The sequence below is a fragment of the Marinomonas atlantica genome (assembly GCF_001639725.1).
Classification (GTDB): domain Bacteria; phylum Pseudomonadota; class Gammaproteobacteria; order Pseudomonadales; family Marinomonadaceae; genus Marinomonas; species Marinomonas atlantica.
The window spans coordinates 445,186-468,200 of sequence record NZ_LTAW01000004.1; the positions used below are offsets into that span (position 1 = coordinate 445,186).

At 43.7% G+C, this 23,015-nt stretch carries 21 protein-coding genes; 11 read left to right on the forward strand and 10 right to left on the reverse strand.

The window, feature by feature from the left end:
• Positions 1-23 precede the first annotated feature (23 nt).
• Positions 24-1,064, forward strand: a complete 1,041-nt coding sequence (locus AYW75_RS09655; protein ID WP_067098761.1) for a quinone-dependent dihydroorotate dehydrogenase — start codon at positions 24-26, stop codon at positions 1,062-1,064.
• Positions 1,065-1,104: 40 nt separating this feature from the next.
• On the opposite strand, the gene rmf is transcribed toward AYW75_RS09655, so the two are convergent.
• A complete protein-coding gene (gene rmf, locus AYW75_RS09660) occupies positions 1,105-1,323 on the reverse strand; it encodes a ribosome modulation factor (RefSeq protein ID WP_067098763.1) in 219 nt (72 codons plus the stop codon).
• A gap of 124 nt (positions 1,324-1,447) precedes the next feature.
• Between rmf and rlmKL the strand changes: the two genes are divergently transcribed.
• The 3 genes from rlmKL (at position 1,448) to AYW75_RS09675 (ending at position 4,945) form a co-directional block, all read left to right on the forward strand.
• Positions 1,448-3,616, forward strand: coding sequence for a bifunctional 23S rRNA (guanine(2069)-N(7))-methyltransferase RlmK/23S rRNA (guanine(2445)-N(2))-methyltransferase RlmL (rlmKL, locus tag AYW75_RS09665; protein WP_067098766.1), 2,169 nt, complete (start codon positions 1,448-1,450; stop codon positions 3,614-3,616).
• Positions 3,617-3,705: 89 nt separating this feature from the next.
• Entirely contained in the window at positions 3,706-4,563 is an 858-nt protein-coding gene (purU, locus tag AYW75_RS09670) for a formyltetrahydrofolate deformylase (RefSeq protein WP_067098768.1), read from the forward strand.
• A gap of 121 nt (positions 4,564-4,684) precedes the next feature.
• On the forward strand, positions 4,685-4,945 hold the full coding sequence (locus AYW75_RS09675) for a formyltetrahydrofolate deformylase (protein WP_067038689.1): 261 nt from the start codon (positions 4,685-4,687) through the stop codon (positions 4,943-4,945).
• A gap of 44 nt (positions 4,946-4,989) precedes the next feature.
• Here AYW75_RS09675 and AYW75_RS09680 read toward each other — a convergent pair whose 3' ends face one another.
• Positions 4,990-6,054 carry a DUF3549 family protein gene (locus AYW75_RS09680; protein WP_067098771.1) on the reverse strand — a complete coding sequence of 355 codons (1,065 nt, stop codon included), beginning with the start codon at positions 6,052-6,054 and terminating at the stop codon, positions 4,990-4,992.
• Positions 6,055-6,124: 70 nt separating this feature from the next.
• Between AYW75_RS09680 and AYW75_RS09685 the strand changes: the two genes are divergently transcribed.
• The 5 genes from AYW75_RS09685 (at position 6,125) to can (ending at position 11,000) form a co-directional block, all read left to right on the forward strand.
• Positions 6,125-6,472 carry a YqcC family protein gene (locus tag AYW75_RS09685; protein WP_067098772.1) on the forward strand — a complete coding sequence of 116 codons (348 nt, stop codon included), beginning with the start codon at positions 6,125-6,127 and terminating at the stop codon, positions 6,470-6,472.
• 65 nt (positions 6,473-6,537) lie between these two features.
• A complete protein-coding gene (locus AYW75_RS09690) occupies positions 6,538-7,329 on the forward strand; it encodes a DUF1853 family protein (RefSeq protein ID WP_197478932.1) in 792 nt (263 codons plus the stop codon).
• A gap of 63 nt (positions 7,330-7,392) precedes the next feature.
• Positions 7,393-9,408 carry a putative bifunctional diguanylate cyclase/phosphodiesterase gene (locus tag AYW75_RS09695; protein WP_067098775.1) on the forward strand — a complete coding sequence of 672 codons (2,016 nt, stop codon included), beginning with the start codon at positions 7,393-7,395 and terminating at the stop codon, positions 9,406-9,408.
• 112 nt (positions 9,409-9,520) lie between these two features.
• The gene (locus AYW75_RS09700; protein WP_067098776.1) at positions 9,521-10,375 is read left to right on the forward strand and encodes a putative RNA methyltransferase; all 855 of its coding nucleotides are present in this window, start codon (positions 9,521-9,523) and stop codon (positions 10,373-10,375) included.
• Positions 10,365-11,000 carry a carbonate dehydratase gene (gene can, locus AYW75_RS09705; protein ID WP_067098779.1) on the forward strand — a complete coding sequence of 212 codons (636 nt, stop codon included), beginning with the start codon at positions 10,365-10,367 and terminating at the stop codon, positions 10,998-11,000. The genes AYW75_RS09700 and can overlap by 11 nt, the downstream gene beginning before the upstream one ends.
• A gap of 67 nt (positions 11,001-11,067) precedes the next feature.
• On the opposite strand, the gene AYW75_RS09710 is transcribed toward can, so the two are convergent.
• Complete coding sequence (locus AYW75_RS09710) at positions 11,068-12,021, reverse strand: LysR family transcriptional regulator (RefSeq protein ID WP_067098782.1); 954 nt, start codon at positions 12,019-12,021, stop codon at positions 11,068-11,070.
• A 147-nt stretch (positions 12,022-12,168) separates the two neighbouring features.
• Between AYW75_RS09710 and AYW75_RS09715 the strand changes: the two genes are divergently transcribed.
• Positions 12,169-13,659 carry a TyrR/PhhR family helix-turn-helix DNA-binding protein gene (locus AYW75_RS09715; RefSeq protein WP_067098784.1) on the forward strand — a complete coding sequence of 497 codons (1,491 nt, stop codon included), beginning with the start codon at positions 12,169-12,171 and terminating at the stop codon, positions 13,657-13,659.
• A 47-nt stretch (positions 13,660-13,706) separates the two neighbouring features.
• Here the strand turns inward: AYW75_RS09715 and AYW75_RS18795 are convergent, their stop codons facing one another.
• From AYW75_RS18795 to AYW75_RS09730, 4 genes are all read right to left on the reverse strand, one after another.
• Entirely contained in the window at positions 13,707-13,868 is a 162-nt protein-coding gene (locus AYW75_RS18795) for a hypothetical protein (RefSeq protein ID WP_156489070.1), read from the reverse strand.
• Between the two features lie 112 nt (positions 13,869-13,980).
• Positions 13,981-14,802 (reverse strand): HAD-IIB family hydrolase, encoded by an 822-nt coding sequence (locus AYW75_RS09720; RefSeq protein WP_067098787.1) that lies wholly within the window; start codon positions 14,800-14,802, stop codon positions 13,981-13,983.
• A gap of 104 nt (positions 14,803-14,906) precedes the next feature.
• On the reverse strand, positions 14,907-15,254 hold the full coding sequence (locus tag AYW75_RS09725; protein ID WP_067038669.1) for a HopJ type III effector protein: 348 nt from the start codon (positions 15,252-15,254) through the stop codon (positions 14,907-14,909).
• 17 nt (positions 15,255-15,271) lie between these two features.
• On the reverse strand, positions 15,272-16,474 hold the full coding sequence (locus tag AYW75_RS09730; RefSeq protein ID WP_067098790.1) for a Bcr/CflA family multidrug efflux MFS transporter: 1,203 nt from the start codon (positions 16,472-16,474) through the stop codon (positions 15,272-15,274).
• Between the two features lie 189 nt (positions 16,475-16,663).
• On the opposite strand from AYW75_RS09730, the gene AYW75_RS09735 reads away from it, so the two are divergent.
• Positions 16,664-18,508, forward strand: a complete 1,845-nt coding sequence (locus tag AYW75_RS09735) for an ABC transporter ATP-binding protein (protein ID WP_067098791.1) — start codon at positions 16,664-16,666, stop codon at positions 18,506-18,508.
• A 71-nt stretch (positions 18,509-18,579) separates the two neighbouring features.
• On the opposite strand, the gene AYW75_RS09740 is transcribed toward AYW75_RS09735, so the two are convergent.
• The 3 genes from AYW75_RS09740 to AYW75_RS09750 all read right to left on the reverse strand — a co-directional run bounded on the left by AYW75_RS09740 (position 18,580) and on the right by AYW75_RS09750 (position 22,506).
• The gene (locus AYW75_RS09740; RefSeq protein ID WP_067098794.1) at positions 18,580-20,331 is read right to left on the reverse strand and encodes an alpha-amylase family glycosyl hydrolase; all 1,752 of its coding nucleotides are present in this window, start codon (positions 20,329-20,331) and stop codon (positions 18,580-18,582) included.
• Positions 20,332-20,391: 60 nt separating this feature from the next.
• On the reverse strand, positions 20,392-21,618 hold the full coding sequence (locus AYW75_RS09745; protein ID WP_067098796.1) for a glycosyltransferase family protein: 1,227 nt from the start codon (positions 21,616-21,618) through the stop codon (positions 20,392-20,394).
• A gap of 63 nt (positions 21,619-21,681) precedes the next feature.
• Positions 21,682-22,506 carry an HAD-IIB family hydrolase gene (locus AYW75_RS09750; RefSeq protein ID WP_067098799.1) on the reverse strand — a complete coding sequence of 275 codons (825 nt, stop codon included), beginning with the start codon at positions 22,504-22,506 and terminating at the stop codon, positions 21,682-21,684.
• Positions 22,507-23,015 lie beyond the last annotated feature (509 nt).

Below are 23,015 nucleotides of genomic sequence, written 5' to 3' on the forward strand. Positions count from 1 at the left end.
TAATGATCATTAGGCTGACCCATATGTACAACTTAGCGCGCTCGTTGCTGTTTAAATTTGATCCTGAAGTATCCCATGAATTGTCGCTAGATGTACTTGGTGCATCATCGCGTCTAGGCTTGACTTCTTTATATGCTCACGATGAAGCGGCTACGCCTGTGAATGTGATGGGTATTGATTTCCCTAATGCTGTTGGACTGGCTGCTGGCCTTGATAAAAATGCCGATGCGTTTGAAGCGTTAGGAGCATTGGGTTTTGGTTTTGTGGAAGTTGGGACTGTTACACCTAAGGGTCAATCTGGCAACCCAAAACCTCGTCTGTTCCGCTTGCCTGAGCATGAGGCGATCATTAATCGTATGGGGTTTAATAACAAGGGTGTGGACCACATGGTTGCCCGTATTCGCAAGCATAACTACAAAGGTGTGCTAGGGGTGAATATCGGTAAAAACCTGGCTACTTCGGTAGAAGGGGCAGCGGCGGATTACCTAGCGTGTCTTGAACAGGTGATTCCATATGCGGATTACATCACTGCAAACATTAGTTCACCCAATACACCAGGGCTTCGGTCGCTCCAGTTTGGCGATAGTTTGGCAGAATTAATTGCGCCATTGGTGGAAGCGAAGCAGCGTTATGCCGATGAACACGGGCGTCGTGTACCATTAGCTGTTAAAATTGCGCCAGACATGAGTGATGACGAAATTAAAATGGTAGCGGATACGCTTGTCGATCAGAAAATCGATGCAATCATTGCGACCAATACGACATTATCACGTACAGCTGTTATCGGTCATGAACACGCAAATGAGGCCGGTGGTTTAAGTGGTGCACCAGTGCGTGATGCTTCGACGCATGTAGTGCGCGTACTGTGTGATCATTTACAGAATGAACTGCCAGTAATTGGTGTGGGCGGTATTTTATCGGGTGCGGATGCGGTCGAAAAAATGCAAGCGGGTGCTAAACTTGTGCAAATTTACTCGGGCTTTATTTATCGAGGCCCGGAGTTAGTTCATGAATCGATTACCGCCACTGATGGTTATATTCGTGAAAACCACTTAGGTAAGTAGGCGAAAAGGCCAGTCGGTTAGACTGGCCCTCCTTCAGAAATTAGGTAATTGACTGAGAAAAGCCGGCCGCTTTATAAGTGCCGTCAACTGGGGTGAGACCATCCCACATGTCTACGCGACCTTCACGCCAACCGGCTAACCAATCGGGTCGAGCGGAAGAATGACACTGCTGCGATAGGCCTTTTGAACGTCCGGCCATACCGGCACGATAGCCACGCACATACGCTCTTTGATGAAGATCTCGTTTTTGTTTCTTCATAAATACGTTCCTCTCAGTTCTCTTTTCAGTGTAAGTGAACTTTAATTAATAGTAGAGGGCGGTGCGTTTGTCTAAAAACACTTTGCTCTAACGAAATTCAAAAATTCACCAAAAAGTAATAAAAATGACATATAACTCTGAACTACCTCCTAGTGACGTTAGCGAACAATCGATATCACTGGAATTGACTTGCCCGATCGGCTTGGAAAATATTCTGGAAAAAGAGCTCCATGATCTAGGGTTGTTTAATACACGCCTAGGCGAAGCTCAAGTTAAGCTGTCTACTGATTTGCGTGGCATGTATTTAGCGTGTCTATGGTCACGTGTTGCAACGCGCGTCATGATGCCACTGGCTACATTTAAAGTGGACTCAGCTGATGATCTGTACCAAGGCGTATCAGACATTGACTGGTCAGAACATCTTCATGCTGACAATACCATTGCGATTGATTGCCATGGTACCAATCACTCTATACGTAATACGCAATTTGGTGCGGTACGTACAAAAGATGCCATAGCCGATTATTTTACTAAATTAAATGGTCGCCGACCGAGCGTTGAAAAACAAAACCCTGACATTCGTATTGCGGTGAAGATTAGACGTGATCAAGCAATTGTTAGCTTGGATTTGTCAGGCGAAAGTATGCACCGTCGTGGTTATCGTCAACATGGTGCTATGGCGCCGTTAAAAGAAAACCTAGCAGCTGGTTTATTGTTACGTGCAGGTTGGAGCAAAGACTCTAAGTATCAACAGATCGTTGATCCAATGTGTGGCTCGGCAACCTTTTTGGTTGAAGCGGCTTTAATCTCCATGAACATCGCGCCAGGTTCGCGTCGTCAATACTGGGGCTTTAAAGGTTGGAAGAAGCATGACCATCGTCTATGGCAACAGCTTAACGACATCGCTAAGAACGAGCGCGTTGCGCCAAGTGAGTTAACGGTGTCTTTCCAAGGCACAGACCGAGAACAAAAAGCAATTGCAGCGTCCCGTGAAAACATTAAGCGTGCAGGTCTGACTGGGGTGATTGATGTCAGCATGTCTGCTTTTCAGCAACACGACTTTGACTGGTCTAAGCAACCGACGCTAATTATTGTTAACCCGCCTTACGGTGAGCGCTTAGGCGATGAGATGGCGCTGGTAGCCCTGTATCGTCAGTTGGGTGATTGGGCTATTGAAAATGCAATGGAAGGCGAGATGATGTTGCTAACGAGCAGTGAGAACTTGGCTCGTCAGATTCCGATTCGCCCTGAGAAATCCACTCGTGTTATCAATGGTGGCCTAGAATGTCGCGCCTACCGTTTTCCAATTGCTGAAGATCGCATTAAAGCTGGCAGCCGAGAGCAAGTAGGTTTGTCATCGGGTGCTCAAATGGTGGTCAACCGTTTGCAGAAAAATCAGAAGAAGCTGAATAAGTGGCTCGACCGTGAAAAAATCACCTGTTACCGTGTTTACGATGCAGACATGCCTGAATACTCTGTTGCTGTAGATATTTACAATGATTGGGCACACGTGCAAGAGTACCAAGCACCTAAAAGTGTCGACGAACAAAAAGCGCAACAGCGCCTATTTGAAGTCGTTTCGGCCATCCCGACCGCGTTGAATATTCCTGAAACGAATGTGGTTGTGAAGCAACGTATACGTCAATCAGGTAAACAGCAATATGAGAAAGTGGATCAGTTAAACCACGAAATGTTCGTCGAAGAATACGGCTGTGATTTCATTGTAAACTTGAAAGATTACTTGGATACGGGGTTGTTCTTAGACCACCGCCCAGTACGCAAGATCATTCAAGAAAAAGCCAATGGTAAGCGCTTCTTAAATTTGTTCTGTTACACCGCTTCTGGTTCGGTCCATGCTGGACAGGGTGGTGCTAAAACAACATTAAGTGTTGATATGTCTAATACCTACACCGAGTGGGCGCGACGTAATATTGAATTAAATGAATTTTCAGATCGTGACCATAAAGTGGTTAGAGCTGATTGCTTTGAATGGCTGCGTAATGCTGAAGAGGAATTTGACTTAATATTTATGGACCCGCCGACTTTTTCGAATTCAAAAAAAATGGCCGGTGTATTGGATATTCAGCGTGATCATGTTGATCTGATTGATCTGGCAATGGCCCGTTTGCATCAAGAGGGTGAATTGATTTTCTCTAATAATTACCGTCGTTTCGAGCTGGACCCAGAGCTAAATGAACGTTATGAGATTGAAAACATTACTCGCCAATCGTTAGATCCTGACTTTGATAGAAATCAAAAGATTCACCAATGTTGGATTCTAAAGCATAAGTAGTAAATAGAACTTTTCCCCATTAATTCAGAGTCCTCTATCATGCTAATTGCTTGTGCGAGGACCCTGAGTCTTTAAAAGTAACTGGAACTATGAGTAAAACATACCGATTAGTGATTAGCTGCCCCGACCGAGTAGGGATTGTGGCGGCTGTTAGCCAATATTTAAACGAACGTAATGGCTCGATTGTTGAAGCGAATCATCATACTGATGCTGAACAGAAATGGTTCTTTATGCGCCATGTAATTGATGCTGACAGTATGAGCGTCGATTTAGACACGTTCCGTAGTGAGTTTTCTAAAATTGCAGAAGACTATGACATGGACTGGTTTATCAATGACAGCGATGACAAGCCAAAAGTCATGTTGATGGCGACTAAAGAGTCTCATTGTTTGAATGATTTGTTGCATCGTTGGCACACGGGCGAACTAAGTTGCGACATCGTAGGAGTGATCGCGAACCATGATGATCTCCGTTCCATGGTTGAGTGGTATAACATTCCGTATCACTGCATCAATGTGCCTAAAGAAGATAAAATGCCAGCTTTCAAGGCTATTGAAAAAGCCATTGATGAATCCGGTGCAGATACGGTAGTACTTGCCCGCTACATGCAGATTTTCCCTGAGTATTTATGTGAGAAATACCGTTTCCGTGTGATTAATATTCATCACAGCTTCCTGCCTTCATTTATTGGCGCTAAGCCTTATCATCAAGCAGCCGTTCGAGGGGTGAAGTTGATTGGTGCAACGTGTCATTACGTAACAGCAGACCTAGATGCGGGTCCAATCATTGAGCAAGATGTGATTCGAGTTCGTCACAGTCATTCGGCGACCGATATGGTGCGTTTAGGTAAAGACATTGAGAAACTTGTGCTTTCTCGGGGACTTCGTTTCCACATTGAAGATCGTGTATTAGTTCACGGTAATAAGACGGTTGTCTTTTCACAGTAGGTCACTATTAGAGGGTGAGCTGTTAATATCAGACTTGCCCTTTCTTTTAATATCACTTCGTTATTTAAAATTTTGACTATAGTTACCTGAGTAAATCCATTTGTTGGTTAAGGGTGACGAGATGAAATTGAAACTAACACCAACCCAAAACCTGTGTGTCGGGTTTCTCGAGACAGGTTTCGAATTGATCCAAGTAGATGATCAATACTTCTTTGTTAAAGGCGAACGTCGCCAAAAAGTTCTTCCTAAAACGTTAGACGCTTTGGTCAGTCGAGGTGCGTTGTTGCATACACGAGAAGGTAAATACGAGCTGAGTGACGAGTTCAAGCAGCATCGCAAAGAAATGCGCTCTATGGTGGAATCAAAACACGTCCGCCACTGAGTACGAAGTTGTGTATTCAGTGACGGATGTTGATTATTTAGTGCTTACTGCAGTGTTGAGCTTGCAGGAGTGAACAAATTACAAACTGCATTTTGCAGCGCTTCGCTGGCATGATCTGAACGCAATACATGCCAAGTTGCTGTGCGTGTTTCTGGTTGTTGGGTCAATTCAGCGACAATGTGTTTGAAACCTAATTGCGCATCATCACGATGCGCTAATTTTTCTAGGATGATTCGCAGCAATTGGCCTTGTCCTGCAATCCAGTGTGGACACTTTGCAACCAGCGATGCAATTAGCTCTAGCTGATTATCATCACAATGGCTGATATCGCCTAGTAAAGTAAATAACGGGATAAATAGGTCCGTAGCAAAATCATTGCGTGAAATGGCGCGAATTAAATGAGCAGCATCGCTTGCAGTGATCGAGTGTTCCATCATTTCTTCACACACTGCTTTCACTGTGTCAGCACCTTGAACATAATGTTCCATTGCATGGCAAAGTGGGAAGCGTACTTCATTGGGGGCACTTTGAATTGCTTTGATCTGCAGAGCTTTCAGATTTAGCTCTTCTGCTCTTGCCGCCAAATCAGCTAACCCTTGTAACCCTAAATGGCTCCACGTTTCAGGGTCGTCTAATTGCTCGCTTTTTAAATAGGAAAGCACGTCATCTAAATAGTGGGATGTAGGCTGCTTTAAGTCTCGTGCGAGCATGGCGTGGAAGCTAGCGAGTCGATCTTGATCTGGTTGAAATGCGTAAGGGTTGTCTTCAAGGGCTTCTTGAACACCTTGTTCAGTCCCTTTATGCATGATTTTATCAACGATGGTTTTGATAAATAGATCACGTGTTCCCAAGTTCAAGCAGCCCGATTCGTCGAGAGGTAATTTTAGAAACCAGACAACTTCCCCGTCTTTTAGCGGTTTTTGTTTTTCCGTTAACACGCAAGCAAGCCAAGCTTGTTTACGGAATGCGTACGGATAAACTTGCTGCTTTGTATCGAACTGAATAACCTGTTGCGGCGTGATTTTAGTAATATGTCGACCAACATCGTAAAATGTCGCCTTGCACCCAACGGCACTGAAAAGATCGCTTAGAGATTCAATATTTTGCATAGCTGTGATGTGTGCCCAAACTTAAGTGACTCAAAGCTCGAATCATACCGTTTTTTAGGAGAAAAATCAGTTGTCCCAATCGATTCAACGTTACACAGAATTAGCCGATTTGGTATTAGAATTGCAAATGGCCATGCAGCAGGCTCACGTTTGGCAAACCAAACCGCCTAGTACAGAAGCATTAGCCTCAGTGCAGCCTTTTTGCATTGATACGATGAGCTTCGAACAGTGGCTGCGTTATGTATTAATCGAGCGATTTAAAGAAATGATTGAATTTCAACAGCCTTTACCAGGCCGTTGCCATATTTCGCCAATGGTCGAAGAAGCTTTTAGAGGGCTAGAGGTAAGCCATGTTAAGCACTTAATGTTGGTGAGTGACGCGATAGATCGATTTTTAAGCCGAAGTGCCCAAGAATGACGTTGCATGCTGCTGATCAATTGCTCGCGGATCTAGAGTGGTTGCTAGAGGAGCGGGAAAGTTTTGTGTTGGATTATCCGCTTGCAGGTTTTCTTATTAAAGGCTGGCGAAGCAATTTGAAGCTTTTGTCTGATCAGCCTGAGCCATTGGTGCAGTGGATGGCGCAAGCCAAGTCACATTTTTTGGGTACTTACTTTGAGCAGTTGTTCTCATTTGCAGTTCAGCATTTTGCAGATGTTCAAGTATTGGCTGAACATGAGCAAATTCATATAGCGGGTAAAACCTATGGGGAAGTTGATCTGCTGATTAAGAATAGAGCAGAAATGATATTTCAATTTGAAATAGCCTTGAAGTTTTATCTGGAAAGAAATGATTTAAACCCTCATTGTTGGATTGGCCCAAATAAACATGACAGTTTAGTAAGAAAACAAACACATGCTCGTGATCATCAGCTTAAGGTGTTGAATGTTGAAGAAGGACAGTCTTGGTTGAAATCCTTCTCAAATGACACTGCTGTAACACCAAATTTGATGATTTTTGGTCGCCATTTTTACGACTTAAATATTGATGCTAAGGCATTTTTTGAATACCAAAAATACAATGGCGGTTGGGTAAGGCTCAATCGAATTCTAGTATTAGAGCACTTTCTTTATGATCTGAGGGAGGCGCAGAAACCTTATTGGATTACGCCTAACTCAATAAAATCTGATAAAAAACAGATGAATAAAACGCTGAAAAAAGAGTTGGCCATTCGATTTGAGGATGACCCAAGGCCAGTCTTGTTTTCGTGTATTAGAAAATCGGATACGAGTAAAACTAGTGTTTTCTGGCTATTTGTTTGCCCAGATGAGTGGTAATACTTGAAAAATCAATCTTAATGAGGCATAAATTGTAGCTTAATTCGTACATAAAATTGAGACATGACAGACGCTGTAGAGTTCTTGGTGCCAAGCCCCAAAAAGGCCGCTTGGGTGATAGATTTAGAACAAGGAACTGTGTCATGGAGCAACCCCACTGCAAAAAAACGGTTTGGGGAAGCCCTTGGTGTAAGTCGCGATGGTTTAACGTATATTGATCGCGAACTAAAGGATGATCTAACCCAATTTTTGAGTCAATCTGATAAAAGCACTTTGCTATGCTTTCACTGGTTAATTCGTGATGTGAGTAATATGCTTTATCGCTGTACCGCTAGTGTTATTTCACTAGGGGTGAATCACCACGGCTTTTCTGTGGAGGCATGTATATGCCCCGCTGAAGTGTCGAACCATTTGCCGCGCTACTACGGCCGTAAAAACTTACCTGAAAGTCTTAACTCTCTTATCCTTATGACCTTTTCCTGTGATGGTGAGAGACTATTTCTTAGTCGCCGAGCAGAGAGCTTGTTCCACACCGTTCAACATATTAAAGACCTGTTTGCAGTCAGTGGTGCTGCGAGTTATTTCATTCAACGTGTTAAGTTTGACCAAGTTGTACAACAAGAGTTAAGGCTTTCGACGTCAGATGGTGTACGTTGGTTTAAACTTGAAGCACATGTGAATCCAGATAGTGGCAATGTGGATCTGTTTGCACAGGATATCCAAGAAGTTCGAGATCTTGAGGTTGAGCTATTTAAGTGGCAAAACTACGACGAGTTAACCCATTTACCTAATCGGCATTTGCTTTATCAGCAGTTAGAGAAAGCTAAAATCAACGCTATTAAACGGAATCGCCGATTTGGTTTAATGTTTTTAGACTTAGATGGTTTCAAAGTTGTTAACGATACGTTTGGACATCGGGTTGGCGATCAACTGCTTCAGCAAGTCGCTAATCGAATTAAGAACACGATACCGTCAAGATCTTGTCTTTACCGCTTAGGTGGTGATGAGTTTGTGGTTGTGCTAGAGCACATTCGCGATACTCAGGAGTTGTTGGATATTGCTGTTGATATTCATGCTACTGGAGAGCAAACCTATCCTGTTTCAGAAATGGAAATGGTGATTACAGCAAGTATCGGAATTGCTTGTTACCCCGAGCATGGGGAAGACATTGACTCTTTGTTAAAAAATGCTGATGCAGCTATGTATCGTTCAAAATCGAATACGCACAATGGTTATCGTATATTTGATGAAAGCATGACTGAGTGTTACAGCGCTTATCTCACCTTGGGCGGCGGCTTACGTAAAGCAATCGAAGAAGGTCAGTTTGAGTTATATTATCAACCTAAAGTACGCTCTACGGATGAATGCACAGTAGGGGCTGAGGCGTTGCTACGTTGGCATCATCCAGAGTGGGGTATGATACCGCCGGATCAATTTATTCCAGTTGCGGAAGAAAGTGGTCTAATATTGCCTCTTGGAGAGTGGGTCATAAGACGTGCCTGCCAGCATATACAAGAGTGGCAATCTTTAGGGCTTCCACCTATAAATGTTTCGGTTAATTTATCGGGTCGTCAGTTTTTGCAACATGATTTAGTCGATATTGTACAAGACATTTTAACTGAGACAAAGATTGACCCTAAATACCTTGAGTTAGAGCTAACCGAAAGTATGTTGATGTCAGATGCCCATGAAACCATCAAAAAGCTTCATGCATTCCGAGAAATGGGCATTATGCTGTCGATTGACGATTTCGGAACCGGGTATTCGTCTCTTGCCTACCTAAAGAAATTCCCTATCCAATCTCTCAAAATTGACCGCTCTTTTATTCAGGATTTAGGTGTAGACAGTGATGATGATGCGATTGTAAAAGCAACCATTGCTATGGCGCAAAGCCTGAATCTGAAAGTAGTTGCAGAAGGTGTTGAGAGTCGATCGCAGATGAATTTGCTAACGAATTATCAATGCCAAGAAGTGCAGGGTTTTTTGTTTGCTAAACCAATGTCGAGTACAGACTTTGTCGAGTACTTAAATAATCGCGGCCCCGATTTAGAGGCTTTTATTGATCCTGAAACCCTATAAGGTAACGTGAAAAAGTCATATTTTGGCAATCTAGCACATCAATTTTATTCGCTTTTTGTTAGTATTCAATCCATTCTTAATCTGTTGATCCCCATCGAAATTTGGAGTCCGAGTGTCCCACCTCGAACATTTATGCTGCCCTTTAGATCAGCTGCCTTTAGAGCGTAATGAACGCACTTTGGTTTGTCCAAAAGGACATGCTTATGACATTGCCAAAACAGGCTACGTGAACCTTCTTCCTGTGCAAAAAAAGCATTCTAAAGACCCAGGTGACAGTAAAGAGATGGTCGCGTCACGCCGCGAATTCTTGGCTAACGGTCATTATGATCCTGTTATCCATGCGATTCTGGATAGCTTGCCCCTGCACCCTAAACAAGTGTCGGAGTTATCGGTCTTTGATGCAGGCTGTGGTGAAGGTCATTACTTGCGCCTTTTATCTAAACACTTGCGCGAGCAAACTCAATTAGATGCAACCGGTTTGGATATTTCGAAATGGGCTATTACAGATGCCAGTAAAAGAGATAAACAGATCGATTGGATAGTTGGCAGCAATGCCCATATTCCTGTTGCTGAAGGTCGTTTTGATTGGGTGATGTGTGCATTTGGTTTTCCTGTTGTTTCAGAGTTTGCAAGAGTTCTTAAACAGCAAGGGTGGCTGCTGTTGGTGGAGTCGGGTTCGGATCACTTGATTGAGCTTAGAAAAATACTTTACCCAGAAATTAAGCCTTACCACGCAACATTTGCTGAAGGTTTGGATGGCTTCGAGTTAAAGCACGAGTTAAACCATCGGTTCTCTTTTACGCTGACGGATGCAGAACAAATAGGGCAATTATTAAGTATGACCCCTCATATACACAAAGCGCCATATGAAGGGCGTCAAGCCGCATTAGCGCTTCAAATGATTGATCTAACAGCGGACATCAAGTTGCGCTGGTATCAAAAGCAAGGAAAAAATAATGTCGAGTAAATTGGGTGTTCTTTTTGATAAAAATCGTGAATGGGCCACAAAAGTAACGGCTGAAGATCCGACGTTTTTTAATAAATTATCAGAGCAGCAAAAACCTGATTATCTATGGATTGGTTGTGCTGATAGCCGCGTGCCGGCGAATCAGATTGTCGACTTATTGCCAGGCGAAGTGTTTGTTCATCGCAATATTGCGAATGTGGTAGTGCATACAGACTTAAATTGTTTGTCTGTTATCCAGTACGCTGTGGATGTTTTACAAGTAAAACACATCATGGTGGTCGGTCATTACGGTTGTGGTGGTATTAAAGCGGCAATGGAAACGAAAGAGTACGGTTTAATTGATAACTGGCTCCGTCATATCAAAGATGTCTACCGACTAAATAAAGCGGAAGTGGATGCGATCATTGATGATAAAGTGAAGTTTGACCGTATGTGTGAGTTGAATGTTATCGAGCAAGTTGCGAATGTTTGTCAGACCAGCATTGTTTTAAACGCTTGGAAACGAGGCCAAGACCTGACGGTTCATGGCTGGTGCTACAGTATTAATAACGGACACATTACTGACTTGCATGTAACGGTAGCAAGTGAGGCGGAAGCGGTAGAGGCTTTAAACACTGTGCCTTAAACTGTTTTTCAGAATCTTAGAGTATATGAATAGCCGCTTATTGTAAGCGGCTATTTTTTTGGATTTTTTAAAGATCCGCATTTTCAGCAATGGTACGGGCGCAACCTGCAATCGTTGAGCGTAGCCAGATATGGCCAGGATCATGTTGCAGTAGAGGGCTCCACAGCATTTTGAGTTCCACAGGTGGGATGTCAAAAGGCGGCGGTACGACTTTTACAGTCGGACTGTCATGCAACAGTCTTGTGGCCAATGAGGGTAGGGTGGCGACAAGCCCAAGCTGTTTAGTAGAACGCATGGCTACATTATAGCTACGCGTAAACAAGCGGATGTTACGTTTATGGCCTAATTCTGCGAGTGTAGAATCAACCCAGCCTAGCTTTTGAACTTCTTCAGGCTGGATGCCGACACCCACACCGAAACCAGTTTTGCTTACCCAAACATGTTGCGCGTCCAGATAGTCTTCGAGGCTCAGTTCGTCACCGTAGCGACCATCGTTAGGAACCAAACACGAAAATCGGTCAACCCAGACGGATTTTTGGTGAAATGATTGAGGCAATGTATCGAAACGGTTGATGACTAAATCTACTTTTCCTTTTTCAACGTCATGGAAGCTCACATCACTTGGATTCATGACATCCATGATGACGTGTGGGGCTTCTTTTTGAAGCTTTTGCATCAATGGCGGTATCAAGGTTGCTTCGGCATAGTCACTTGCCATGATGCGGAATACACGAGTGCTCGACTCGGCATCAAAGTTATGGCCTAAATGCAACACTTCATCAACCGATTGTAAAATGCTGCGTACGCGCGGCTGAAGTTGGATCGCCAGCGCGGTTGGCATCATGCCGTCACTAGTACGGACAAGAAGAGGATCGTGAAACAAGTCTCTTAGACGGCGGAGTCCATTACTCATGGCGGGCTGTGTGATGCCAAGCTGATTGGCTGCGTGAGTGACGTTTTGCTCACGTAAGAGAGAATCAAGATATCTCAGGAGATTGAGGTCGATTTTATCGAGCTGCATAAGGAGACCATTTCGACTAATAATGGCCACGCATGATACTGTATTTTCGGTATGAATAGAACTTGTGGAGTGGTTTCATATGACTAAGGTCGTATATCGCTGTGGTATGTTATCTTTACCACAATATAGAATGCGAGTGAGGCAACAATGCGTTTAGAAGTGCGGTGTGAAGACCGAATCGGTATGGTGCGAGAAATTTTAGACTTATTGGTGCCCTATCATATTGATATGCGTCGCATTGAAATAGACAGTCGTTCTGGATGTTTATATGTTGGTTTTGATGACATTGAATTTCAGTTCTTAACGCAACTACTTGCTGGTATTCGTCGACTCCGCGGTGTGTCAGATGTTAAGACTGTTCATTATACGCCTTCAGAGCAAGAGCAAAATGCTATTCATACTCTCTTAGAAGCGCTTCCTGATGGTGTTGTTGCGGTTGACATAAAAGGTCACGTGACCATGGCAACAAGCCAAGCCGCACAGGATTTAGGCGTTCCCCTAAATGAGCTGTTGCAACAACCCCTTAGTCATTATATTGGCAGTGTTGCCTTTGAGCGTTTGGACTGGGTGCATCTTCAAGGCGGGGTAACTAAGCGACTCCGTTTAAATGGACAGCTTACGCTATTAGAAATGCAGCCTTTTTATGTGACTAATGAGAATGCGCAGCGAGTGTGTGCGGGTGGCGTCATCCATATTCATTCGGCTCAGCGTTTGGGGCGACAAGCTTCAAGCCTGCGCAAAGCTCCGAATGTGCAGCATGCATTGCAAGGTTTTCTGAAGCCTGAATTGACTAAAAGCTCAGCGATGAAGCGCTGTTTAGGATTCACTAAGGCGTATATCGCAACGGACAGCTCTATGCTGCTAACGGGAGAGTTTGCTGTTGGCAAAAAGCGCTTGCTCGAAGCAGTTTTCCAATATTGGCAAGAGCAATACTTAGAGCATGAGGCTAGGCTATCCTTTATTACGTCGGCGAAAGTTACTCCAGCTATCCTTGATGAAGTGCTTTATCGAGGAGGATGGATTGCATTTAGCGATATAGAGCTTCTTACCGACGCATGCCAAGTTCAATTAATTCAGTGGTTACAAGAGCAGCCAAGCCGTTTATATCAAGATGAAGCGCCTAGTCGTGTGATTGGCCTTTCTCAACTGTCCAATGAAGCTTTGCGCCAACAGGATCATCTTAGGGATGAGCTGTATTTCAGGTTGAGTGAGTTTCAAATATCAGTACCACCGCTGAGAGATCGAAAAGAAGATTTATTGGGTCTCGCAATGGATATATTGGAGGAGGCCTGTGAACGCTACAATGAACCCTTTATGGGGATTAGTAAGAATGCGCTTGCGACGTTAAAAATGCACAATTGGCCAGGTAATTTAAAAGAATTGGAATCGTGTTTGTATCAAGCGAGACAAGTGGCTAAAAGCAATATTATAGAGTCAAAGGATTTGCCTTTAGAACTGAACCAAACAATGCCAATTGAGTTGATAGAAGGATCATTGGATAAAACGGTTAAAGCGTATGAGGCGCAGGTTTTACGTAAACTGTATCCGCAATATCCAAGTACGCGAAAATTAGCGAAATTCCTAAATGTCAGTCACAGCTCAATTGCTAATAAACTAAAAGAATATGACATTGTGTAAATGAAAAAGGCCACAAATCATGGCCTTTTATAAATGAAATACATAGATTAATCTGGAAAGCGATTTTGGCGACGTGGATGCGCTTTCTTCTCAGTCTCAATTTTGATCGGCTGAGCTTTCATTGTTGGACGGGAAACTTGCTTGACCAAGGAATGTGCCATCCAAAACGCTCCAGCAATGGCCGCGAAAAATAAGGCAAATTCAAACATAATCTCTCTCCACTTGTTTAATTATGATTCTACTATGAGCCAATAGTGATAATCCGTAAAGCGTCTTTTGTTGCAATTTCGTAACAGAGAGACACTTTATCACTATCGGCAATTATAAACCAAAGCGTTTATTTAAGAACAACGCTACGCCATCTTCATCATGATGTCCAACCGTGCCTGATGCTTGAGCCTTAATGTAATTTGGCGCATTGTCAGTTGCATAGGCTTCATCTGCGATCTTGAACATGGTTAAGTCATTGTCTCCATCACCAAATACGATCAAATTTGTCGCATTAAGTTCCTGCTTTAGTTGTTCAATAGCGGAACCTTTACATGTGCTGCTATGGTGAATGTCGATCCAATGCGTTTCTGAATGATAGATGCCACCGCCACTGTAGGCGACTAAATGCTCTTGTCCCTGACAGTTTTCCACAATCGAACTCAGCATATCAGGGTGGCCTAACGCACTGATATTGATGATACGAGCGTTGTTAGGCATGTTATCAATACTGCTCATTAGAAGATTCTGGTGACTTGCCAGTTCTTTGTAGACGGTTTCCCCATAATGGTTATGAGTTGGTGGGTAATACACTGATTGTTGGCCATCGTTTTCTATACAAAAAATAAAAGGAGTCACTTCTTGTTCAGAAAAAGACGTAAGCGTCGCTTCAATCATATGACGCTCAAGAATACCTTGATGCCGATACACTTGATCCTCAGGGTGCCACCACTCAACACCATTTTTATAGATTTGCCATAGAGGAAAGTTATGATCTTGAATGCAAGGCGCAGCGGCCAAATGAGTACGACCTGTGGCAACTGTATAAGCAATTCCAGCTTGGCGAAGTTTGTCTAGGGTCTTGAGTGTTGTTTCGGATAAACGCTGTTGTTTATTGAGTAGCGTGCCATCCAAGTCGAAGACAACGAAATCCATAATTTACCTCTGCCGTTGTGGATCTGTGTACTGATTTGAGTAAGATATACGAGAAGAGTTCAGTGGCTGGATTAAAAAGGGGCGACATATCGCCCCTTAAATGATTATTTCTTTGATAATGCTTGGCTTTCGAAGTGCATGCCAGACCAGCCATTTACCATGAACTGACGAATGTTCTGGTGATCAGTACCTTCAGGGTTATTAAGAACGTCTTGACGAAAAAAGTCGCCAAATAAATGAAGTGCAGACGATTCACTCACATCATTCAATTGCGCGAAAGAGAAAATTTTACAGGAACCGTTGTTCTCATTTGCTTGGTTAATCTGCGAGCCATTTTTAAAAGACGTCGGAGTAAAGTCGTATTCATTATCAATGACATCAATGGTGTCTTGAAATGTAACAGTGTCAGGGGCATTAGCCAGTCTTTCTAATAAAGTTCGCGTTGTTAGCATGGTCATCACTCTACTGTTTATTGGGTGTCAGAGATGGGTGTTAGCTGCTCAAGTTTTTTAACGTATTTGTAAATCACAAAAGTGCCTAAACCACAAACTGACATGATACCCAACATCGGCACAAAAGTACCGTTATGCAACATACTCAGGACGACACCGCTTAGCGCGCCTGATGAGAATCGGATAGTGCCTGCAAGCGCTGCCACACTGCCGTTAAGCGAGCCTGCACGACGCATAGCACCACCCATAAAACCGCTGCCTAAAATGCCAATAGGACCAGTGAACAACATCATACCTAACATCACAGCAGGCAACGGTGGTTGCTCCATGAAACACATAACAATCAAGCCAGCCACATCAATCAATAATACCACCATGGCGTAGTGAACCAGCGTGTCGATGCCTAGCTTTTCTACAAAACGACCATTAATGGTCGTAGCAATCATCATCGTGATGATGTTCATACCAAATAGAAAGCCAAACAAACCTTCGTTGATGCCATAAATCTTGATGTAAACAAAAGACGCCCCAGTGACGAAACACATTAAACCAGCAAAGTGCAGCGCCCCTGCGGTAATGTATCCCATAATGATTGGGTTCTTGGCGAGCATGAAATAGTTGCTCAAAGAAGAGGCTAACGATAAAGGTGTACGTTTTTCTTTGGAAAGCGTTTCTGGAATGGTGCGTAAAAATAAAAAGATAGCCACGATTCCAAGTAACATTAAAAAGATAAAAATTGCATGCCAATTGAATACGACCAGTATTGTACCGCCCAAAATGGGAGCGACAAGAGGTGCTAATGCCATGACCAGCATGATCATTGACATAGCTTTTGCAAATTGATTTGTTGTTAGGTTGTCTTTCACTAGAGCAGGAATCGTAACGGCGACGGCGGCACCGCCAATAGCTTGTACAACGCGCGCGCCCATCAGCCATTCATAAGAGCCAGCGATAGCGCATAAGAAACTGCCGAAGCTATAAATTATCAACCCTGTAACAACAACTTTTCGACGACCAATAGCGTCTGAAAGAGGGCCGTAGAATATTTGAAAGATAGCAAACACAAATAGATAAACACTTAGGGTTAACTGAATGTGACTGATATCTTGATTCAGGTCTTCTGCTACGCTAGGAAAGCTCGGAAGATAGGCATCGATGGCCAATGGGGTGATGCCGGCCAATAAGCCGAGAACCAAAATAACCGGTAGCGTAAGCTTCATAATACTCCTTGAAAGGTTGTCTAGTTGAGTTTGTCAATTGTAGTAGATTAAGGTAATAGCTTCCTACGCAAAATTAAGGAAAGACGGCTAAATTGGTTAAACATAGCAATCGGGTTGATAGTTATCCATTAAGTTCTGTGTTTCACTTGATGCCAATTTCATTTTCTCTAATTAAGATTTGTACTCTTTATGTTGAAGTTATTTGAACGATGGTTGACGGCTTATCCAGATATAGACCCTGACCAAGCGCCTAAAACCTTATTTGCGTTTTGTCGATATTTCTCGAAAGGTGCAGAGGTCCCTTTAATTTTAATGTCCCTGTTAACGGCGACCATTGCGATTTTAGAAGTGGTGTTGTTTAGCTTTATGGGGCAATTGGTGGACTGGTTGGTCACTAAGAATCCTGAGACTTTCTTGTCTGAGGAATCTGGGCGATTGATCGGTATGTCATTAATGGTATTAGTGGCCATGCCACTCGTGACATTTTTACATTCAGCAATCGTACATCAAACATTATTGGGTAATTACCCAATGCGAATTCGCTGGTTAGCGCATCGTTACGTACTGCGTCAAAGCGTTGATTTCTTTCAGGACGATTTTGCCGGTCGTGTAGCGACTAAAGTCATGCAGACTTCCTTGGCTGTCCGTGAGACAGTGATGAAGCTATTAGATGTACTGATGTATATCCTAGTGTATTTCATAGCTATGTTGGTGCTTGTTGCGCAAGCGGATTACCGACTTGTTTTGCCCATGCTGGGGTGGCTGGTGGGCTACATTGCGATTCAACTGTATTTTGTCCCCCGTTTGCGTCGTATATCAGAAGAGCAGGCGCACGCACGCTCTACCATGACGGGGCGCATTGTTGACAGCTATACCAATATTACGACAGTGAAATTGTTTGCTCACAACAAGCGTGAAGTGTCCTACGCCAAAGAGTCGATGAATGGTTTCTTAGCAACCGTGCATAAGCAGATGCGATTGGTGACAGGGCTTAATCTATGCGTGCAAAGCTTAAACTATTTATTGGCCTTTACAATTGCGGCGGTTGCGATTGGGTTGTGGATCGGAAGTGCTATTAGCGTTGGAGCGATTGCCATTGCAGTCAGTTTGGCCCTGCGCCTGAATGGTATGTCGCAGTGGATTATGTGGGAAGTAAGTGCCTTATTTGAAAATATTGGTATGGTGGCCGACGGTATGGGGACGCTGTCTAAACCGCTGTCGATTCAAGACAATGAAGGAGCCAAATCTCTGATCGTAAAGGATGGCGATATTAAGTTCGATCAAGTGGACTTTCATTATGGTAAGCAAGATGCCTCAGTCATTGAGGCTCTGAATTTACATATTAAAAAAGGTGAAAAAGTAGGTCTAGTAGGGCGCTCTGGAGCGGGTAAATCGACCATTGTGAACCTTCTACTGCGTTTTCATGATGTGGAAAAAGGTTCCATTGCCATTGATGGTCAAAACATCCGTGATGTGCAACAAGAAACCCTTCGCGCCAACATTGGTATGGTGACGCAAGATACGTCGTTATTGCATCGTACTGTACGTGAAAATTTACTCTATGGCCGCCCAGACGCCAGCGATGATGAGATGATAGACGCTGCGAAACGTGCTGAAGCCCATGACTTTATTCAGGGGTTGACGGACCCTTATGGTAATACTGGATACGATGCGATGGTCGGGGAGCGCGGTATTAAGTTATCAGGCGGACAGCGACAGCGTATTGCCATTGCTCGAGTACTCTTAAAGAATGCTCCGATCTTGGTGTTAGATGAAGCCACCTCAGCTCTTGATTCGGAAGTGGAAGTGGCCATTCAGCACAGTTTATATCGCCTGATGGAAGGTAAAACGGTGATCGCTATTGCGCATCGCCTGTCAACGATCGCAGCTATGGACCGTTTAATTGTGCTGGATAAAGGGGCTATCGTCGAGCAGGGCTCTCATCAGCAACTTATTTCTCAAGGTGGTATCTATGCGAAACTTTGGTCGCATCAAAGTGGTGGATTTATTGCAGAAGATATTGAAGCAAACTAAGCAGAGTTATTTCACTGAACTCTGCTTAGTTGAGCGAAGAGCTTAAATGATGAGTAGGCCAAGTAGGAGAACTACTTGGCCTTACTTTTTTTGTTGGCCAACCAAAGAAATTGATAAGGCATTAATGTGACTTGAGCGAGGCTGTCTTCGTACTTAGTATCTGTGACTAAATCCGTCCAATCGTCGGTTGCAATTAGGTTTAGCTCGCCAAGATTAAAGGTCTGCGGTTCATCGCTAATGTTGTAAATAGCGAACAAACTTTGGCGGCGATCTAGGCTTTGACGCCAGAATGCAAACAGCTTATCACCTGTATGCAGAACATATTGTGTTGCGTTGGGATGGAAGGCGGGTTGTCCGCGACGAATTTGGATTAGGTTTCGCATCGCATTGAATACTTTCTGATGATGCGTTGGCGTATTCAGTTTGTGCTCAAGATCGTCCATGCCCCAAATGTGTCGATTAATCGAGCGGAACTGCCCAGTGTTATCAACACGAGGGTAATCGTTTTCAGTGCCAAAAAGAGAGTGAATATAAAATGCTGGTAACCCTTCTAAGGCCAACTGCACCGCCGCTGCACACATAAATCGGGCAAATTGCCACTGATCAGGTCCTTTGCTGACAGAGCCACTTAATGCATCCCAAAGGCTGATATTGATTTCGTACGGCTTGGCTTCCCCCGCTGGAGTGGTGCGCGAGCTGACTTTTCCGCCGAACCGTTTCATTGTGTTAATTAGGCTATCAAGCTCCCATTCACTGAGTAATCCTTCCGTTGGGCGCAATCCTACACCGTCATGAGACGCAACGAAGTTTAAATAAGTCGTGCCTTGTTGTGCAGGAGGCATGCGCATTAACCAGTTTTTCAAATGTGCGCAGCTACCGGAAACGAGTGTATTAATAAGCAGTGGAGGTAAAGAAAAGTTGTAAATCAGGTGTGCTTCATTGGCATTACCAAAGTAAGTAAGGTTTTCCCGATTTGGAATATTGGTCTCGGTAATGATGACAGCATCGGGTGCGTAATGCTCAATCAACAGCCGTAACAAACGAATCATTTCATGTGTATTGGGCAGGTTGATACAGCTTGTGCCGGGGGTTTTCCATAGAAAAGCCACTGCATCCAAACGGAACCAGCGAATGCCTTTTTCAAGGTAAAGACGGATGATGCGCAGAAACTCAATTAATACTTTAGGGTTTTCAAAGTTTAGATCCACTTGATCGTGGCTGAAGGTACACCAAACATGCTTTAAGCCATTCTTTGTTTGTACCTCACGTAATAATGGTGAGGTTCTAGGACGCACAACGTTTGATACATCGGTATTGGGGTCGGCCTCATAAAAAAAACTAGCCCCAGGTTCTACGCCTGCTTTAAAGTTCTCAAACCACATGCTTCGACTGGAGCAATGGTTGATCACGAGATCTCCCATCACTTTGAAATCGCCAGAAAGCTCAGTGATATTGCGCCATTTGCCCGCTGAAGGGTTGACCGATGTGTAATCCATGACACTGAAACCGTCGTCTGAGCTGTATGGAAAGAAGGGCAACAGATGAACCGCTGAAATACATTCAGCAAGCTTGGTTTTTACAAACTCATGTAATGTATTTAGAGGTGATTCGCCGTCTTTTCGCAATGTGTCAGCGTAGGTGATCAGCATGATGTCTGATTGATTCCACAGGTTTCTGTGCGGTTGAGGCGAGGTCGTTTTAGGATCTAAGCCAAAAGTAGTGAGACAGTTACGTGCCATTTCACCCGCATCAAGGTGCGGGTATAAGACTTGTAAATGCCCAATCAGTCGTTGTTCTAGTTGGGACAGTGGCGCTGCTTCCATTATGACCTACCTTATATCTTATCTGCTTTGTCGTCATTGTGTTGAGCCGATGACATCACACTACTTTGGTGTGTATTCGTTCATATCTTGTGTAACGGCCTCTTCTAATTGATGCATCACTTCAGGGAAGGCGCTTGCGACACGGTTCCAGCTCGGAATAAAAGGCGCTTCCATAGGATTATCTAGGTACATATTGCCTGCTTTCATGATGTTGCTGGCGAAGAGTTCAACTGCGCGCTCTTCGGAATGAACATCTAATTTTAAACCATTAATCTCAGCATCATTTCGGTATGTCTCGATGAAATCTAAAGCGACACGGTAATAAGTAGCTTTGATGGTACGAAATGTTTCTTGATTAAAAACAATGCCGTTTGTAGCGAGTTTGCGAAAGATCGCTTTCGTGATGTCGATCGACATTTTAGATAAGCCACCGTCGTCATCATCTGCGGATAGATCTTGATGTTTGTGATCGTATGCATCCGCAATGTCGACCTGACACAAACGGTTGGTTGAATAATTTCGGTACATTTCAGATAGCACGCCGATCTCTAATCCCCAGTCACTTGGTATGCGCAAATCGGTCATAACGTCCCGACGGAAGGAAAACTCACCGGCTAAGGAATAGCGGTAGCTGTCTAAGTAATCTAAATAATCTAAGTGACCAAGTACTTTTTTCAAAGAATAGAGTAAAGGCGTGACAAGCAGGCGGTTAACACGGCCATTCATTTTGCCGTTAGCAGTTCGCGCATAAAAACCTTTACAGAACTCGTAGTTAAAGTTTGGATTTGCGACAGGATAGATTAAACGTGCCAGCAAGCTGCGGTCATAAGTGATAATGTCACAGTCGTGCATTGCCACGGCATCGGCATCGGATGCCGTTAGTGCGTAGCCCATACAGAACCATACATTGCGTCCTTTACCTGGGTCGTTTGGCGATAATTTCTCACCTTTGAGGATTTCATCAATGGCACGAAGACGTGGGCCATCGTTCCACAAAACTGTGTGTTTTTGAGGTAGCTCAGAGAAAAACTCCAAGGCATGACGATACTGTTCTTCGGTCGCACGGTCCAAGCCGATAATGATTTCGGAAAGATAAGGTACTTGCTTTAGATGCTTAATGATATTCGGCATGGCATCGGTTTCGAGCTCAGAGTATAAGCAAGGTAAAATAAGTGCCATAGGGCGCTTCTTAGCGAACTCACACAGTTCTTTTTCCATGTCTTCAAGAGGACGCTGAGACAAATTGTGCAGTGTTGTAATAATGCCATTCTGGTAAAAATCACCCATTTTTCTCTCCTGTAGCATGTTGTCATGCTGTCTTTTACTCGCTGATTCGTCAGTGAGTTGGTATTAGATAAAACCTTCGTTTACTAGGGCTTTGTTGATGGCCTCGCTCCAGCCTTTTGGGCCATAAGAATCTGTAATCCAAACGTCGTAGCGTCCAGGTATCTCAGGTGGGACATGGACAGGGGAGCGCACCACAACAGGAATGTCTGCTTCGCAGATCATGCCAACATCGTTTTCACCGTCACCTAACGCCATACTTTTAAGGTCTTCATGGAAGGTGCCTTGATAAGCTTGTTTTAGCCAGTTCATGGCTACGGCTTTATCGCACTGCGCGCCCATTAAATGGACAAATCGTCCACCTTTTTGCGCTTTAATGCCTTGAGCCGCTAATTCATGTCTTAGGCGCTCTAAAGCGGCATTAGAGTCGTTCCAGATTAAAGGTTCGGTGAAGTCGCGTTGCAGTGACAGCTCAGCGGTTTGATAGTCTAAGCCCGTATGCTCCATCAGTTGTTCAGTGCTTAGATCGTGATAACTGATAAAATCGTAGCGAGATTTCATACTCTGAGATAACTCGATAAGGTGCTGGCGCTTGGGGCCAAATGATTGAACGTAAAAATCACCACGACGTTCAAGATCATGAATATTCACCAACGGACTATTAGCCGGTATATAGACAGCCGCACCGTTTTCGATAATAAATGGATCCTTGTGGCGCAGCGCTAAGCGAAGTTCAAGGAGTTCCGCATACGTTTTGCTGGTGTTTAATACGCATGGGATCCCCAGCGTTTTTAAGCTAAAAAGAGCCGCTTCTGCGTCAGTAAAGGCGTAGTCAAAGTGGTCAAGTAAAGTTCCATCTAGATCTGTGAAGACTATTAATGTGGTCGTCATATGTTTGATTGAAGTGGCGTCCGCTTCAACCTCTCCTCCTTTTACGAATAACAGTGAAATGCGCTTCTGACCTATTTTGGAACACCTACCGTGCCATTAATGGATGACTGACTGGTTAGTGAAAGCAATATGCTTGCCAGAGTGCTGTAAAAAAATTGTGTATCGACCAGTTTAGAGTCTGAGCAACACAGATTTATGACAGTGCTAAGCCATGTATAGCAAGGGTTTTGTAAAGTCATACTGGAGGTGTAAAAAAGTTACCCACTATTAAATAGTAGGTAACTAAACAGTTGTTAAGGCGTTTCAGGGGACCCGTTTTCGTTTTAACGGTGGAGCTTATTATATGTCTGAATGGTCAGTTTTGGTGCAAAAATGAGTGTCTGCACTGTCTTGTATACTGTTCCGGTTGATTTTTGAGCAAGCTACTTTGGCTTATGATGAAAGGTTTTATTGGTAAGTTCAGGAGTAAATAATACTAGGGTTTAAATCTAAATTTGGTGAGTTGTGTG